General features: G+C 40.5%; 16 protein-coding genes and 4 tRNA genes. 16 read left to right on the top strand and 4 right to left on the bottom strand.

What is annotated here, in order from left to right:
- The first annotated feature begins 44 nt into the window (after positions 1–44).
- Both rlmB and CQZ96_RS12090 read left to right on the top strand, forming a co-directional pair.
- Complete coding sequence (gene rlmB / locus CQZ96_RS12095) at positions 45–800, top strand: 23S rRNA (guanosine(2251)-2'-O)-methyltransferase RlmB (RefSeq protein ID WP_105714634.1); 756 nt, start codon at positions 45–47, stop codon at positions 798–800.
- Positions 801–838: 38 nt separating this feature from the next.
- On the top strand, positions 839–1,750 hold the full coding sequence (locus CQZ96_RS12090) for a DMT family transporter (RefSeq protein WP_105714635.1): 912 nt from the start codon (positions 839–841) through the stop codon (positions 1,748–1,750).
- Between the two features lie 68 nt (positions 1,751–1,818).
- On the opposite strand, the gene coaE is transcribed toward CQZ96_RS12090, so the two are convergent.
- Genes coaE through pilB form a run of 4 tightly spaced genes read right to left on the bottom strand, consistent with a single transcriptional unit; the run spans position 1,819 to position 6,304 of the window.
- A complete protein-coding gene (gene coaE, locus CQZ96_RS12085) occupies positions 1,819–2,418 on the bottom strand; it encodes a dephospho-CoA kinase (RefSeq protein WP_105714636.1) in 600 nt (199 codons plus the stop codon).
- A 26-nt stretch (positions 2,419–2,444) separates the two neighbouring features.
- Positions 2,445–3,326, bottom strand: a complete 882-nt coding sequence (locus tag CQZ96_RS12080; RefSeq protein WP_171287958.1) for a prepilin peptidase — start codon at positions 3,324–3,326, stop codon at positions 2,445–2,447.
- A gap of 2 nt (positions 3,327–3,328) precedes the next feature.
- Positions 3,329–4,561, bottom strand: coding sequence for a type II secretion system F family protein (locus CQZ96_RS12075; protein ID WP_105714637.1), 1,233 nt, complete (start codon positions 4,559–4,561; stop codon positions 3,329–3,331).
- Between the two features lie 27 nt (positions 4,562–4,588).
- A complete protein-coding gene (gene pilB / locus CQZ96_RS12070; protein ID WP_105714638.1) occupies positions 4,589–6,304 on the bottom strand; it encodes a type IV-A pilus assembly ATPase PilB in 1,716 nt (571 codons plus the stop codon).
- Positions 6,305–6,581: 277 nt separating this feature from the next.
- On the opposite strand from pilB, the gene tpiA reads away from it, so the two are divergent.
- From tpiA to CQZ96_RS12000, 14 genes are all read left to right on the top strand, one after another.
- The gene (gene tpiA / locus CQZ96_RS12065) at positions 6,582–7,376 is read left to right on the top strand and encodes a triose-phosphate isomerase (protein WP_105714639.1); all 795 of its coding nucleotides are present in this window, start codon (positions 6,582–6,584) and stop codon (positions 7,374–7,376) included.
- A 9-nt stretch (positions 7,377–7,385) separates the two neighbouring features.
- Positions 7,386–7,727 carry a preprotein translocase subunit SecG gene (gene secG, locus CQZ96_RS12060; protein WP_034613616.1) on the top strand — a complete coding sequence of 114 codons (342 nt, stop codon included), beginning with the start codon at positions 7,386–7,388 and terminating at the stop codon, positions 7,725–7,727.
- Between the two features lie 53 nt (positions 7,728–7,780).
- Positions 7,781–7,865 (top strand) — tRNA-Leu (locus CQZ96_RS12055).
- A 44-nt stretch (positions 7,866–7,909) separates the two neighbouring features.
- Positions 7,910–7,986 (top strand) — tRNA-Met (locus tag CQZ96_RS12050).
- A gap of 76 nt (positions 7,987–8,062) precedes the next feature.
- Positions 8,063–8,139, top strand: a tRNA-Met gene (locus CQZ96_RS12045).
- Between the two features lie 100 nt (positions 8,140–8,239).
- Positions 8,240–8,316: transfer RNA gene (locus CQZ96_RS12040), tRNA-Met, on the top strand.
- 202 nt (positions 8,317–8,518) lie between these two features.
- On the top strand, positions 8,519–9,043 hold the full coding sequence (rimP, locus tag CQZ96_RS12035; RefSeq protein ID WP_004718339.1) for a ribosome maturation factor RimP: 525 nt from the start codon (positions 8,519–8,521) through the stop codon (positions 9,041–9,043).
- A 34-nt stretch (positions 9,044–9,077) separates the two neighbouring features.
- Positions 9,078–10,562 carry a transcription termination factor NusA gene (nusA, locus tag CQZ96_RS12030; RefSeq protein ID WP_004718337.1) on the top strand — a complete coding sequence of 495 codons (1,485 nt, stop codon included), beginning with the start codon at positions 9,078–9,080 and terminating at the stop codon, positions 10,560–10,562.
- A gap of 10 nt (positions 10,563–10,572) precedes the next feature.
- Positions 10,573–13,281 carry a translation initiation factor IF-2 gene (infB, locus tag CQZ96_RS12025; protein WP_004718332.1) on the top strand — a complete coding sequence of 903 codons (2,709 nt, stop codon included), beginning with the start codon at positions 10,573–10,575 and terminating at the stop codon, positions 13,279–13,281.
- Entirely contained in the window at positions 13,281–13,676 is a 396-nt protein-coding gene (locus CQZ96_RS12020; RefSeq protein WP_004718330.1) for a ribosome-binding factor A, read from the top strand. Before infB ends, CQZ96_RS12020 begins: the two co-directional genes overlap by 1 nt.
- Before the next feature lie 106 nt (positions 13,677–13,782).
- On the top strand, positions 13,783–14,607 hold the full coding sequence (locus CQZ96_RS12015; RefSeq protein WP_105714045.1) for a tetratricopeptide repeat protein: 825 nt from the start codon (positions 13,783–13,785) through the stop codon (positions 14,605–14,607).
- A 100-nt stretch (positions 14,608–14,707) separates the two neighbouring features.
- Entirely contained in the window at positions 14,708–15,298 is a 591-nt protein-coding gene (locus tag CQZ96_RS12010) for a LemA family protein (protein ID WP_056516623.1), read from the top strand.
- A gap of 82 nt (positions 15,299–15,380) precedes the next feature.
- On the top strand, positions 15,381–16,508 hold the full coding sequence (locus CQZ96_RS12005; RefSeq protein WP_105714044.1) for a TPM domain-containing protein: 1,128 nt from the start codon (positions 15,381–15,383) through the stop codon (positions 16,506–16,508).
- Positions 16,502–17,068, top strand: coding sequence for a TPM domain-containing protein (locus CQZ96_RS12000; RefSeq protein WP_105714043.1), 567 nt, complete (start codon positions 16,502–16,504; stop codon positions 17,066–17,068). Before CQZ96_RS12005 ends, CQZ96_RS12000 begins: the two co-directional genes overlap by 7 nt.
- Positions 17,069–17,118 lie beyond the last annotated feature (50 nt).

Here is a 17,118-nt window from a genome sequence, read left to right as displayed (position 1 = left end):
CAGGATTTTTCATTTCTATCATCATGTTGTTAATGAGGTTGTTCATGGCGAAGTCCGAATATTATTATGGCGTTCATTCAGTGGAGTCATTATTGGAGTTAGAACCTGAACGTGTTTTAACCTTATTTACCTTAAAAGGTCGTGATGATCAGCGTTTACAGCGCATTCTCCAGCTTGCAGAGCCTTTTGGAATCAGTGTCCAAAAAGCAAGTCGTGATAGCTTGGAAAAGTTGGCAGGTCAACCTTTTCACCAAGGCGTGGTCGCAGCTGTTCGCCCACATCCTGTATTAAATGAAAAAGATTTAGATCAGCTTCTAGAGTCAACCCAACAACCTTTATTGTTGGCTTTAGACCATATCACGGATCCGCATAATCTGGGCGCATGTATCCGTACAGCGGCAGCTATGGGTGTAGAGGCTGTGATTGTCCCGCGTGACCGTGCGGCAACATTGACCCCGACTGCACGTAAAGTTGCAGCAGGCGGTGCTGAAAAGGTGAAGTTTATTCAAGTCACCAATTTGGCGCGTACGCTTGGGCAAATCAAAGAAAATTATAATGTTCGTGTGGTCGGCACTATGCTCGATGAAAAGGCGTTGCCTATTCAGAACTTTGATTTTACAGGAACACCGGTATGTGTGGTGATGGGTGCGGAGGATACGGGATTGCGTCCAATCACCCAATCGCAATGTGATCAAACCGTATTTATCCCAATGGCTGGAAACTTACAAAGTTTAAATGTAAGTGTGGCTACTGGTATGGCGTTATATGAAGCATGCCGTCAACGCCAACAAAGTGAATGATTTAGTTTAAATTGTATCGGTAAGATTAGAGAAGCAACATGATGACCTCCCGTACTCAAGGCTACATGTATGTCGCCATTACAATGTGTATTTGGGGAGGTTTTACGATTACCTCAAGACTGAATGCAATTTGGCATATCAGTCCATGGGATATCACCGCATTACGCTTTTCTTTGGCATTTTGTATTCTGATGCCGATTTTAATCTATAAAAAAGACACGGCTTTTCTATTTAACAAACAACCTTTTATTTTGGCGATGATTGGCGGTGTTGCCTATTGTTTGACGTCATATACTGCATTTCACTTTGTCCCTGCGGCACATGCTGCCATTTTTTTAAATGGCTGTATTCCATTGTGTACAGCTTTGGCTGGTTTCTTACTTTATCGCCAACCATTTGATAAACATATATGGATCAGTTTAATCATCATGCTCTCTGCGATTGCTGTGATGAGTTTTTTGATGTATAGCGAAACAGGCGTTGCTTTTGGTATTGGTGATTTACTGTTTTTTATCAGTGCAATTTGGTGGGGGACTTTTACTGTATTACTGCGTCAATGGCAACTATCCGCATGGCACGCCATGGCAGGTGTTGCGATTTGGTCAGCGATCGTTTATGTCCCAATTTATTTGTTGTTTTTGCCTAAACATTTAGATCAAGTGTCCACAGCACATTTGGTCATGCAAACGTTGTTTCACGGTATTTTTGTGGTGATCATTGCGACTTTGGCCTATGTCGAAGCAATTAAACGATTAGGTGCTTTTAAAACAGGCAGTATCGTCACACTTGCACCCTTTATTGCTGCAATTATCGCCGTACCCTTGTTAAATGAACCGATAAGCCTTGCAATGATGTGCGGTTTGATTGGTATGGGCATTGGTGCTTTACAGCCTTGGCGTTGGTTTACACATAAAGACAGTTTGCAAAAGCAGTTGGACGAGAAGAAATAGATCAAACAGGTTAAATTGATACAAAACTGATTGATAGAAACCTATTTTAAGGTGATGAGGCACACAATTTACTGCTGTGCCTGTTTTAGATACTGTTGATGTAAAGACTCTAATTTTGCGTATAGATGATCAATATGCCCATCATTGAGCACAATATCATCTGCTAATTTTTGCTTTTTGTTACGTGGCATTTGGGCTGCAATAATTTTCTGAATTTGTTCAATGGATTGGTCATCTCGTTGTGCAGCACGTAAGATTTGCATGTCTTCACTGGCATCAATCAGTAGAGATCGCTGAGTGAGTTCATGTTGGTTGGTTTCAAACAGTAGCGGTGAAACCAAAATTACATAAGGGCTGGTTGCTGCTTGTAATTGTTGAATAATCTCAGCGCGAATCGCAGGATGGGTAATTGATTCAAGTTGTTGTCGTGCTAATGGGTCTTTAAAAATATGTTCTCTCAATGCACGACGATCAAGTTCACCATTGCTTAATAGTACCCAATCCCCAAAAACCTCTTTAATTTTTTGAAGCGCGGGTTGTCCTTTTTCAACAATTTCTCTTGCAACAATATCTGCATCAACAACTGTAATCCCTTGGGTTTCAAACCATTGACTTGCTGCGGATTTACCGCTACCAATTCCACCTGTTAAACCCAAGATAAACGTCATTGCGTATTCCTAATACTGTGTTGAAATTATTGACCCAAATATACTTTCATAATTTGCTCACCCCATAAAAACGCAATCCATCCTGCAATTGCAATATAAGGACCAAAGGCAAAAGGGACATTTTCTTTACGAATCTTAAGTAAAATAATACCAATGATCGCACCCACCACAGAAGACAGTAGGATAATTAACGGTAACATCAATGGCCCCATCCACGCGCCAAGTGCAGCAAGTAGCTTAAAGTCACCATAGCCCATGCCTTCTTTGCCTGTCACTATTTTAAATAGATAGTAGACAATCCAAAGACATAGGAAACCAATAATATACCCCCAAATTGCAGCACTTGCTGTTGTATATAAATGAAATGAGTTAATGCCTAAACCTATTGCCGCCAAGGTTAAGGTAAAGCGGTCTGGAAGTAACTGAGTGTCAAAATCAATAAATGTAAGTGTAATCAGTACCCAAGTCAGTAGCACACCAAAAACCATTTCTAAAGTAGGGCCATAAACAGCAAGCACTGTTAATGAACACACTGCAGTTAAAAGCTCAACAAATGGATAACGGATGCTAATCGGGTTTTGACACGAAGCGCATTTGCCTCTTAAAGCCAACCAACTGATAATGGGGATATTTTGATACCAACGAATTGGAGTTTTGCATTTGGGACAGGTAGAGGCTGGTTGACTCAGGCTGAGTTTCTCTTCATCAATCACAATCTGTTGTGAGCCTGCCAGTAGTTGGCATTCTGTATGCCATTCCTGTCGCCATTCTTTTTCCATCATCTTGGGGGTGCGATAAATCACCACATTTAAAAAACTACCAACGCATAGCCCTAAAACACCAACTGTCAAATAGAGTGCTGTTGGTGATTGAATAAGGAAATTTAACAAATCATTGAACATATTCATCATTATCCACCAACCACTGAACCCATTTGGAATATAGGCAGATACATCGCAATCACTAGGCCACCCACAAGTACACCTAATATCGCCATAATTAAAGGCTCCATCATTGAAGTTAAGCCATCCACAGCATTGTCAACTTCATTTTCAAAATGTGACGCAACTTTATCTAACATCGCATCCAATGCACCCGATTCTTCACCAATTGCCACCATTTGAATGGCCATAGCAGGGAACTTATTGGTTGCACGCATGGCAAAGTTAAGTTGCTGTCCAGTCGCAACATCTTCACGGATTTTCATTACAGCTTGTTCATAAACCACATTATTGGTTGCACCAGCTGTGGATTCTAAAGCTTCGATGAGTGGCACACCTGCTGCAAAAGTTGTAGCCAGTGTACGGCTATAACGGGCAATAATGGCTTTATAAACCAGATCACCAATAATGGGTAACTTAAGTACTGTTCGGTCTAGAAAATCTTGGAATTTTTTACTGCGTTTTTTTGTTTCTAGAAATGCAGCTATAAGCATCCCAACAATCAATAAAAATACAAACCAATATTTTTGCATCCAATCAGACATATTCACTACCATTTGAGTAAATGCGGGAAGGTCAGCACCAAAAGAGCTAAACAAATCCTGAAAGACAGGCACCACTTTTACCATTAGAATAATGGTAACAATCACTGCAACCACAATTACAGAAATTGGATATTTCATGGCTTTTTTAATTTTTTGTTTCAGCAATTCACTTTTTTCTTTATAGATCGCTACCCGATCTAACATGGTTTCTAATGCACCTGATTGTTCCCCAGATTCGACCAATGAACAAAATAAGCTGTCAAAATAGCGTGGATATTTTCTTAATGCACCTGCAAATGTATTTCCCCCTTCAACCTCACTTTTAATCCCGAGTACAATTTCACGCATTGAGGGATTTTCTAGTCCTTCTGCAACGATTTCAAAGCTTTGTACTAAAGGCACACCTGCTTTCATCATTGTGGCGAGTTGTCGTGTGAAAATAGTAATATCTAAAGTGGAAATGCCTTTTTTCATTAAACCTTCAAGAATATTTTTCCTTTTTTCTCGAATGGTTTTAATGGTAATGCCTTGTTTACGTAGGGTGACTTTGGCAAGCGCCATATTACGTGAAGGTAGTTCCCCTTTGACCTTGATCCCTTTACGATCAACCCCGTCATAAGCAAATGTAGGCATCATTTGAGCTTTTTTAGCTGCCATCATAATTTCCTTGAATATTGATTATATTTATTCGCTGGTCACACGGTTAATTTCTTGTAAAGAAGTTAACCCATTGATGACTTTAATTAAACCTGAACGTCTTAGATTATCAAACCCTAATTTCTCCGATGCTGCTGCAATTTGCAGCGCATTGCCATCTTCCATGATAATTTTTGAAATCTCAGGTGTTACTTTCATCACTTCGTAGATCCCGACACGACCTTTATAGCCTTCACGGCATTCATTACAGCCCACAGGCTGAAAAATTTGTAAGTCAGGATTGCTTAAGTCTTGTTCGGTAAAGCCCATTTCTAACAGACTCTGTCTAGGGATTTCAACGGGTGCTTTACAATGATTACATAAACGTCTTGCCAATCGTTGCGCAATCACAAGATTGACTGAGGTGGCAATATTAAATGAAGGTACACCCATATTACGTAAACGGGTTAATGTTTCAGGTGCGCTGTTGGTATGTAGGGTAGACATCACCATATGACCCGTTTGAGCAGCCTTGATCGCAATTTCAGCAGTTTCGAGGTCTCGAATCTCACCGACCATGATAATGTCAGGATCTTGACGTAGGAATGATTTCAAAGCGACCGAAAAGCTGAGACCTGCTTTAAGATTGACGTTAACTTGATTGATCCCTTCCAAGTTAATTTCAACAGGATCTTCGGCTGTAGAAATATTTGAACTTTCTGTATTGAGGATATTTAAGCCCGTATAGAGGGAAACAGTTTTACCTGAACCTGTGGGTCCAGTAATCAGTAACATGCCTTGAGGTTTTTCTAAGGCCTCCATAAATAATGCTTTTTGCTTTTCTTCATAACCCAGCGCATCAATACCCAACATTGCGCTGGAAGGGTCAAGAATACGCAGTACCAATTTTTCGCCAAATAATGTCGGTAGTGAATTCACACGAAAATCAATGGCTTTGGTCTTTGATATTTTTAACTTAATACGACCATCCTGCGGAACGCGCTTTTCAGAAATATCCATTCTAGACATCACTTTTAGACGTGATGCCAAACGGCCAGCTAATTGCAAGGGGGGATTGGTAATGGTTCTTAGTACCCCATCTACACGATAACGCACCCGATAACTTTTTTCATAAGGTTCAAAGTGTAAATCAGATGCACCCATACGAATCGCATCGATCAAGAGTTTATTGATATATTTAACAATAGGTGCTTCTTCTTCTGAAGCCTCATCGTCATCATCTTCTGATGGAGGGTTGTCATCAGTGGCAATGATATCAACGTCAAAATCTTCATCACCAAAATTAAAGCTTTCCTCTACAGTAAAGTGCTTTTCTAAATATTTTTCTAATTTATGATGTTCAACAATGATCGGTTCAATATTCAAACCGCAGTTAAAACGAATGGCATCCAGCGCTTCTATATTGGTCGGATCACTGGTGGCGACATATAAAATATTGCCACGTTGTACTAAAGGAATCACTTTATGTTTAGTGACTAAATTTGGCTCAATAAGCTCCTTGGGCAGTATGTCAGGATTAAAGCTATCAAGATCAAAAATGGGTTCTCCAAATTCTTGGGAGATCATTTCAGCAATGATCAGTGGCGGTATATTTAGTTTTTCACTGAGATAAGCCACGATACTCACTTTATTTTTTTGAGCGTTACTGAGCGCATCTTTCATTTGCTGGGCAGATAAAAAACCTTCGTCGACTAAGCGACGGATATACCCCGAAAACTTAGGTGAACCATTTTGCATAGACATCCCCAAAACACATTAAATTTCATTTTATAATTGGAATACGAAAATTATACGATGATCCTTAGAAATATCTAGAATTAAACGTATTTTTTATAGAAACATATTTGAAAATAACTTGAGCCAATCAGGCTTTTTAGCATAATCTTTGAAACGATTTATGTTTCATTCCTTATTGTTAAAGCATGACTTTAAATGAGATGACTGAATTGATAAAGAAAAAATACTTTAAAAATATAAATTCCGTGTAGAATGTGCACATTTTCGATAAAAGGTTAGATGTATGTCGGGTTCGACTATTACTCCTTGGGTTGTCGGCAATTGGAAAATGAACCCAATGCAAGCGAATTCGCAACAGCTCATTCAAGATTTAAATCAGTATTTACAACAATCACCGATTACAGAACAACAATGTCATATTGGTGTTGCGCCTATTTCTATTGCATTACTGTCTGTGCAAAAATTACTTAAAGATGCACATTCACCAGTCAAAGTTGTCGCACAAGATCTTTCTCAAATGGCAGGCACAGGCGCTTATACCGGCGAAGTGAGTGCTGAACTACTCAAAGACAGCCAGATTGATTATGTGTTGATTGGGCACTCAGAACGTCGAGAAATTTTTGGCGATGATGTTACAAAAATTAAAGCAAAATTATCAAATGCTTTAAATGCTGGGCTTCAAGTGATTTATTGTGTAGGTGAAAGCTTAGAACAACGTGAAGCAGGGCAGGCAGAGCAGGTGGTCTTACAACAAATTTGCGATCTCGCAGCGGTTGTAAAAGCAGAGCAATGGCACAATATTGTGATTGCCTATGAACCGATTTGGGCGATAGGAACAGGCAAGACAGCTTCTCCACAAGATGCTCAGGCAATGCATGCAAAAATTCGCGAAGGTTTAACTCAAATTACGGCCCAAGCTCAACATACAGCGATTTTGTATGGCGGTAGTGTCAAACCTGAAAATGCAGTAGAGTTAGCTGCTTGTCCAGATATCAACGGTGCGCTGGTTGGTGGTGCATCACTTAATGCTGAGTCATTTTATAAAATTGCTCAAGCATTTGCTAAAACAGAAGAATAGGAGTTCAGCATGCATACATTTGTGCTGGTTGTACATATCATCTTGGCCGTTTTGATGATCGGGCTTATCCTCGTTCAACATGGTAAGGGTGCAGATGCAGGTGCATCATTTGGTGGCGGTGGTGCTGCAACAGTATTTGGTGCTTCAGGTTCTGCAAGCTTTTTAACTCGTTTAACTGCGATTCTCACGGCTTTGTTTTTTATCACCAGTTTAAGTTTGGCGGTGTTTGCTAAAAAACAAACTTCAGATGCGTATGGTTTAAAATCTGTACAGACCAGCTCTCAAACGGCACCAGCTGCACCAGCCAATACGGGTGAAACTTCACCAACTGCACCAAAAACTGGCGAATAATGCCATTTAGTTCTTTCTTTTTCTGAATGATGCGACTAGAATGCGTCACAGCTGCGGTGGTGGTGGAATTGGTAGACACGCTACCTTGAGGTGGTAGTGCTTTCGGGCGTGGGGGTTCAAGTCCCCCCTTCCGCACCAACAATGAACCAGATTGTTGGTGTTAGCAGCTGAAAAAACATTGATGCGGGATGGAGCAGTCTGGTAGCTCGTCGGGCTCATAACCCGAAGGTCGTTGGTTCAAATCCAGCTCCCGCTACCAATTTAATTAAGATGCAACTTAATTAAAGATCATCTAAGTTGAGAAATTGAGATGATGTGTGAATTTGCAGTGTTGTTGCGGGATGGAGCAGTCTGGTAGCTCGTCGGGCTCATAACCCGAAGGTCGTTGGTTCAAATCCAGCTCCCGCTACCATTTTGATTAAGGTGCAACTTAATCAAGCAAGAAATACAATGTATCGGTTAATGATAGATTGAAAAAGATAAATTTCTTGTGTATAATTTTGCAACGCTGATGCGGGATGGAGCAGTCTGGTAGCTCGTCGGGCTCATAACCCGAAGGTCGTTGGTTCAAATCCAGCTCCCGCTACCAAGTTTCTAAAAGGGCTCACAGATAGGTGGGTCTTTTTTGCATAGTGAACTTCGGTTTACTGTGCGATAATAGGGGCGATTACGCCCTTTTTTATTGGCTATCGTGTAGTGTGGACATCAATTGGTCAAAAAGACATGCTTCACTATAGTAAGTTTGAATTAGTCCGATGAGCGATTGAATCGCACAAATATGACGAGAGTAAATGAAGCTATCAAATAAAACTCAAGCACTTCAAGATCTAATCACTCCTGCAGTGCAAGCTTGTGATGTAGAACTTTGGGGAATCGAATTTATTCCTCAAGGTAAGCGTTCTTTATTGCGTATTTATATCGACAAAGACGTTGTGGAAAATGCTGAACCAACAATCAATGAAGATGGTGAAGCAGAATTAGGTCGTGGTATTGGCGTACAAGATTGTGTACGTGTGACTCAGCAAGTCGGTGCAATATTAGATGTACATGATCCAATTTCAGGTGAATATGCTTTAGAAGTATCATCACCAGGTTGGGATCGACCATTCTTCCAGTTGGCGCAGTTAGAAAAATACATCGGACAACAAGTTGCATTGCGTTTGATTGCTGCAGTTGAAAATCGCCGTAAATTCCAAGCAAAATTAATTGCTGTAGATTTAGAAAATGAATTCATTCAAGTCGAAGTTGAAAAACAGCAAGTACTTGAGATCGATAGCAACAATATAGACAAAGCGAATTTGATCTTTCAGGATTAATCCAGAAATAGAAATCTGAATAAATAGGTGACTTATGGCTCGTGAAATTCTCACCGTCGTTGAAACGGTTAGTAATGAGAAAGGTGTAAGTCGTGAAGCAATTTTTGAAGCGCTTGAACAGGCTTTAGTTGCAGCGACGAAAAAGAAATTCTACGAAGGAACGAATTCGGAAGAAGCTCAGTTACGTGTAGAAATTGACCGTAAAACAGGTGATTACAGCACTTTCCGTCAATGGGAAGTTGTTGCTGATGAAGATCATGAAATGCCAGCATGTCAAGATGCGATTTCTGATGTTGATCCTGCTCAATGGTCAATTGGTGATATCCGTGAGTTAGAAGTACCATCAATTGATTTTGGTCGTATTGCCGCGCAGATTGCTAAACAAGTCATTGTGCAAAAAATTCGTGAAGCTGAACGTGCTTTAGTGGCGGATGCTTATGAAGCTAAAGTCGGTGAATTGATCTATGGTGAAGTGAAAAAACAAACCAAAGATGGCTTCATCATTGACTTGGGTGATAATGCAGAAGCGTATTTAGCGCGTGAAGAAATGATTCCTAAAGAAATTCTGCGCCCTAAACAGCGTATGAATGCAATTCTTTACAATGTGAACCGTGAAGGTCGTGGTGCACAACTCTTGTTGTCACGTGCTAAACCTGAAATGCTGATTGCATTAATGAAAAAAGAAATTCCTGAAATTTCTGAAGAAATCATTGAAATTAAAGCAGCAGCGCGTCAACCAGGTGTACGTGCAAAAATTGCGGTTAAAACCAACGATCATCGTATTGATCCAGTCGGTGCATGTATTGGTATGCGTGGTACACGTATCCAAGCGGTACAATCTGAGTTAAATGGTGAACGTATTGATGTTGTGGTGTGGTCTGATGATCCTGCTCAATATATCGCCAGCGCTTTAGAGCCTGCGGATGTATCTGGGATTGTGATTGATGAAGATGCGCGTACAGCAGACATTATTTTTGCAACCAGCGATCAACTTGCGCGAGCAATTGGTTCACAAGGTCAAAACGTCCGTTTAGCATCAGAGCTTACGGGCTATAAATTAGATATGATGCTTGAAGATGAGTACCGTGCTCGTCAACAAAATGAAGCTCAACAGTATTTAGACATGTTTGTAACACGTCTTGATATTGAAGAAGATCTTGCAATGGCTTTAGTAGAAATGGGCTTTACCTCACTTGAGGAAATCGCTTATGTACCTGCGGAAACTTTCGATGAAATCGAATTAGATGCGGATACAGTTGAATTGCTACAAAGTCGTGCAAAAGAAGCAGCTTTAGCTGATGCGTTAAAGCAACAAGAAGATATTCAGGACCCAAGTCCAGAACTTGTTGCGATGGAAGGAATGACTTCTGAAATTGCGCATGCTTTAGCAGCACGTGGTGTGGTAACAATCGATGACTTAGCTGACCAAGCAACGGATGATATCTCTGATATCGACGGTTTAGGCGCTGAGAAAGCAGGTCAATTGATTATGAAAGCACGTGAATCATGGTTTAACTAGGAGGTAATACATGACGGATAAGTCAATTCAAGAGTTAGCGGTCAGCGTAGGACTTCCTGTTGCAAAGCTCCTTGATCAGGTGCGTGAAGCTGGATTGCCACAAAAACAGGCTGAAGATAAAATTTCTACTGAACAGCAAGATGTTCTCGTGAACCATTTGAAAAAAGCGCATGGTCAAGATACGGGACAAGCAGGACAAATCACGTTGAAACGTAAAACGACAAGTACAGCTAAAGTTGCGAGTACTTCAGGTAAAGCGAAGACAATTAACGTAGAAGTTCGTAAGAAACATACGTTTACTAAGCCAGATCCTGAACAAATCAAAGCGGAAGCTTTGGCGAAAGCTCAAGCAAATGCTCAAGTGACGTCAACTCAAAAAGTACAGCAAAATACTGTAGTGAGTGGAGTTGAAAAAACTGAAAGTTCAGCGAAAGCGAATTTAGAAAAAATGCGTGCTGCTGCAAAACAGCAAACTGCTGCGAAAGAAACACCAAAAGCAGCTGTTGTTGTAAAACGTAAATCGACCAATAAACCGATTACTAAAGCAACCGTAAAAACCATTGAAACCCCTGAGCAGAAACGTGCCCGTGAAGCTCAAGCAGCACAACTGAAAGCGACTGAAGAAGCAGCTCGTCGTAAGTCAGCAGAAGAAGCTCAACAACGTACCCTTGAGCAAATGCGTCAAATGGCGTCTAAGTATTCTTCTGATGAAACAACGACTACGATTCGTGTAGTTGATGATTCACCATTGGCTGCCGGTTTGGTTGGTCAAGCATATGAAGATTCATTTGCGAAAGAAGACCGTGAAATCAAACGTGGTACCAATACTGCAAATACGCGTTCTCCTAAAAAAGGTGGTCGTCGTGGTCAGGAAGAGCAATCTTTCAGCCATAACCCGCATAAACGTGGTTTAAAAACCAGCCAAGCCAATAAACATGGTTTTGAAAAACCAGTTAAAAAGCAAGTTTATGACGTTGAAATTGGTGAAACCATTGTTGTTGCAGATCTTGCAGCAAAAATGGCAGTTAAAGTTCGTGAAGTGATTAAATCACTCATGAAAATGGGTGAGCTTGTTACTCAAAACCAAGCCATTGAGCAAGAAATTGCAGCATTGATTGTTGAAGAAATGGGTCACAACCCAGTACGTGTATCTGATACACAAGCTGAAGATAACCTACTTGAAGCAGCTGAAGAAGCGCGTGGTGCACAAACAACACGTGCGCCAGTTGTAACGATCATGGGTCACGTTGACCATGGTAAGACATCGTTACTTGATCGCATTCGTCGTGCCAAAGTTGCGCAAGGTGAAGCGGGCGGGATTACACAGCATATTGGTGCTTATCACGTTAAAACGGATAAAGGAATTATTACTTTCCTTGATACGCCTGGACATGCTGCATTTACTGCAATGCGTTCACGTGGTGCCAAAGCGACTGATATCGTGGTACTTGTTGTTGCAGCGGATGATGGTGTAATGCCACAAACTGCGGAAGCAATTGACCATGCGCGTGCTGCGGGTACTCCAATTATTGTTGCAATCAATAAAATGGATAAAGAATCAGCTGATCCAGATCGCGTATTGAATGAATTGACAACCAAAGAAATCGTGCCTGAACAATGGGGTGGTGATGTACCGGTTGCAATGGTTTCAGCACATTCTGGTCAAGGTATTGACGAACTTCTAGATTTGATTTCAATTCAAGCTGAAATGTTAGAATTGAAAGCATCTGAAGAAGGTGCTGCTCAAGGTGTTGTAATTGAAGCACGTGTAGACAATAGCCGTGGTGCGGTAACGTCTATCCTTGTTCAAAACGGTACATTGAAAGTAGGTGACTTGGTTCTTGCAGGTGCATCTTACGGCCGTGTTCGTGCGATGACGGATGAGAATGGTCAACGTATTCAATCTGCAGGTCCTTCAATTCCAGTTGAAATTTTAGGTCTTCCAGAAGCGCCAATGGCGGGTGATGAAGTTCTTGTTGTTAATGATGAGAAAAAAGCACGTGAAGTTGCCGATGCGCGTATGGATCGTGAGCGTCAAAAACGTCTTGAACGTCAAAGCGCAATGCGTCTTGAGAACATCATGGCATCAATGGGCAAGAAAGATGTGCCGATTGTAAATGTTGTTCTTAAAACTGATGTACGTGGTACCTTGGAAGCGTTACATGTTGCACTTGCTGATCTTGCAACTGACGAAGTTAAAGTACGTGTCATTGGTTCAGGCGTTGGTGCAATCACTGAGTCTGATGTGACTCTTGCTGAATCTTCAGAAGCGGTACTTCTTGGTTTTAACGTACGTGCAGATAATACCGCACGTCAAAAAGCAGATGCAGATGGTATCGACATTCGTTACTACTCAATCATCTATCAACTTATTGATGATGTGAAAGCAGCAATGAGCGGAAAACTTGCACCTGAACACCGTGAAACAATTCTGGGTGTTGCAGAAGTTCGTGAAGTATTCCATTCAAGTAAGTTTGGTGCTGCTGCGGGTTGTATGGTACTCGAAGGTGTATTACATCGTAATAAACCAATCCGTGTACTACGTGATGATGTTGTGGTATTCCAAGGTGAGCTTGAATCTCTTCGTCGCTATAAAGAAGTGGTTGAAGAAGTTCGTGCCGGTATGGAATGTGGTCTTGCAGTGAAAGGTTATAAAGACATCAAAGCACTTGATAAAATCGAAGTGTATGATGTTCAGTTGATTAAACGGAGTCTTTAATGGCGGGTAGTCAACGTCTTAAGCGTATGGCAGATACAGTACAACGTGAGTTGTCAGAACTGATCCGCCAAGAGCTGAAAGATCCACGCTTAGGTGGTCTAGTGACCATCTCTGCAGTGAAAGTCAGTCCAGATCTAGGTTATGCAGAAGTTTACGTTACCGTGATGGGGCGTGAACTTGGCGATGAGCAAAGTGAAGCGGCAAATAAAGAAACGTTAGATGTTTTAAATAAAGCATCTGGTTTTTTACGCCACGAATTAGGTCGTCGTATTAAAACTCGTGTAACTCCGCGTTTGCGCTTTCATTATGATAAAACCAATGCCTATGGTAACTATATGTTTGGTCTAATCGCAGAAGCTGTGAAAGATTTACCTGAGCAAAAAGACGAAGAATAAAAGTAATTGAAATAAGAAGCCACCTTAGGGTGGCTTTTTTATGCATTTAAAAATATGCTTAAATCCTTAGTTAAAATTTTTAAATAATCAAAATGAGAATAACAAGATGAAGCTAAAATTTTATATCCCTGTGATTGGGCTGTCCGTGATCTCTGTTACAGCCCATGCCTGTATCAATACTTATGCTTTTGAGTTGGGTTATGGCGGATTAGATCAAAAAACTGCTCAAAAGCAATTGGCGCAAGGTCATTTACCAAAAACCAAATCTGTTGAGGATTTAAATGATTATGGTGTCTTGCTGATTTATGCACATCAATACGATCAAGCGATTCAAATATTTAAACAAATTGAAAAATCCCATCCAAATCTAGCTAAAACCGCTGCGAACTTAGGGACAGCATATGAACTGGCTGGGCAGTCTGAAAAAGCAAAATATTGGATTGAACAGGGTATGCAACGTGATCCAAATCTTCATCAGGGCAGTGAATGGATTCATGTTAAAATTTTAGATGCGAAAATCCAACAACAAAAAGATTCTACATGGATTCAACATCACGATGTTTTGGGGTTGGATTTTGGTCAAGCAGCCGAACCAAAGGCAAAGGTTAAAACTGTACAATTTCAAAAACAACATTATGATTTAAATAGAATCTTATTTGATAGCCAAATTCAAATGGATCAACGGTTAAGGTTTGTAGATCGTGATCCAATCACTGCGCAAATTATATTTAATATGGCCAATATTGAAATGCTGAATTATAACTTGGCGGATAAAACAGTAGATTTGCTTTATCGGCGCGCTCAAGATATCGGCTATCTCAACCCGAAATTAATTGAGACACGTTTAGATTATTTTCAACCTTCTAAATGGTTTCGCTTTAAGGCATTTTTTGTCAATATCTATCAAACATTCAAAAATTTAATTGTATGATCATTGGCTAGGTAGCAGAAATTAAACAAAACTTTGCCTTAAACTGTATAGAATGCAGAGATATCAACAAATACAAATAAATATCTCTGAGGAATTGGCAATGAATTCAATGAAAAAAGGTTTAGTTGCACTTACATTGGCAAGTACTTTGGCTTTTTCAGGTTGTGGCTATAACACTTTGCAAGCCAAAGATGAGTCAGTAAATGCGGCATGGTCAGAAGTTGAAAACCAATATCAACGTCGAGCAGATTTAGTGCCTAACCTGGTCAATGTCGTCAAAGGTTATGCAACGCATGAAGAAAAAGTTTTAACTGAAGTGACTGAGGCGCGTGCCAATGTTGCAGGTTTAAAAGTAGATAAAGAAGTATTGAACGATCCTGAATTGTTTAAAAAATACCAAGAAGCACAATCACAAATGACCAGTGCGTTATCGCGACTTTTAGCGGTGACGGAAAATTATCCAGATTTAAAAGCCAATGAACAGTTCCGTGATTTACAGGTTCAATTGGAAGGTACGGAAAACCGTATCAGTACTGCGCGTACACGTTATGTAGAATCTGTTCAAGATTACAATACTTATGTACGTCAATTCCCTCAAGCAATGACTGCTAAAGTGATTGGTATGAAAGCCAAGCCAAACTTTAGTGCAGAAGCGGGTGCATCTAAAGCGCCAACAGTTAATTTTAATTAATGATGTGATTTCATTTCACTGTCTTTAAAGCATGCTGAAAAAGATAGGCTAAGAATATTCATTGTTAAATAAAAGGTGAACTATGATTGAATGGCGAGAAAAATCAGTAATGAAAAACATGAGTACAATATTATTTGTATTTCTTGGACTGATGCTTTCTGTTCAATCGAGTGTCTGGGCTGAAACTGCGACAGCCACAGATGAGCAAGAGGCGCAAGATGCGATTGTTTTGGGTAAAGTGGTGCCCAATACTAATTTACCCAATGTGATCGGTTCAAAACCACCAGATACTCAAAATCAAGTAAATCAAACGCCAACTACACAACAAGGACCTCAAAGTCCCGTACAAAACGTACCCCAAGTTGCCAATGATATGGCAGAGGGTGAAACTACTCGAAATATTCCCACACTGAATCAGCCTGTCGTTGATCAAGCCAAGGTGTTATCTGCAGCTGAAAAGCAAAATTTAGAACAACAAATTCGTGATATATACCGCCAAGGCAAAGCGCAAATCGGCATTATCATTGTCCCAACCACGGGGCAAGAAGGAATTTTTGATTTCGCAATGCGGGTTGCTGAGCAATGGAAGTTAGGTTCAGCAAAACAAGACAATGGTTTATTGATTGCAGTCGCAATCAATGATCAAAAAATTCATATTGCAACAGGCTATGGTTTAGAAGGTGTACTTCCTGACATTATGGTTAGTCGAATTATACGCAATCAAATCACCCCTGATTTTAAACAGGGGCAATATGCTCAAGGTTTACAGGCAGGTGTCAATGAGATTGAGCGTATTTTAAATCTTGACCCTGAAATTGCCAAACAAGCCGCGGATGAGTTAAAAGCGCGGCAAACTCAAGCACTGCAAGAACAAGAAGCTAAGGACCGAACCTTAACCACTGCTATGGTGATTTTGGTGATTGGTATCTTTGCATCATTTATTGTGGGTAATCGTTTAAGTGCAGCCGTTGCGGGTGTGACCGCAACCGCAGCAGGGCTTATTTATGGCTCAGGGATTGTGATGAGTCTAGTTTTGGGTTTTGGCATATTCTTCTTGTTGATTACGTCACTGGCACAACTTATTTTCCAAATGTTTCTATCAGGTGGTGGGCGTGGTGGAAGTAATGGAGGGGGCGGTTTTGGCGGTGGTGGGGGTTATAGTGGCGGCGGCGGTGGTTTCGGCGGTGGAGGAGCATCAGGCTCATGGTAACAAAAACAGATACAACAGCAATTGTGACTGAACCGAAGTTACAGGAACAGGTACAACCCAGCTTAAAACGTTGGTTAAAACACGTTTTATATATGCCCGCGTCAAAACGCTATTTTTCAAAGCACGATCAACAAGTCATTGCACAAACTGTGACGCAAGCTGAACAAGGTCATGTCGGTGAAATACAAGTAGTGATTGAGGGACATATTCCAAGTCATCAGGCATATCATCAAAATACACGTTTAAGAGCGCAACAATTGTTTGCTGAATTGGGCGTGTGGGATACTGAGTATAATAGTGGCGTGTTGCTGTATTTAAACTTATGTGAAAAGACAGTCGAAATTGTGATAGATCGTGGTATTTATCAAGCAACAACGCAGCAAATATGGCAACAGATTTGCGATGCGATGATTTCAGAGTTAAAAGATAAAAATTATCGAACTGCGGTCACCAATGGTGTCTTAGAAATTGGTCAAATTTTAAATTTATTTTATGGTAAGCAAGATGCTCAGGTTGCCAATGTTAATGAGTTAACAAATAACCCTATCATTGTGAATTAATCGGGTTTTTGGTGACAATAAATGTCACTTTTTTACGTATAATTACGTAA

The sequence above is a fragment of the Acinetobacter sp. MYb10 genome (assembly GCF_002980175.2).
In the GTDB taxonomy this organism is placed as follows: Bacteria; Pseudomonadota; Gammaproteobacteria; order Pseudomonadales; family Moraxellaceae; genus Acinetobacter; species Acinetobacter guillouiae.
This window is presented reverse-complemented; position numbering and strand designations above follow the sequence as displayed.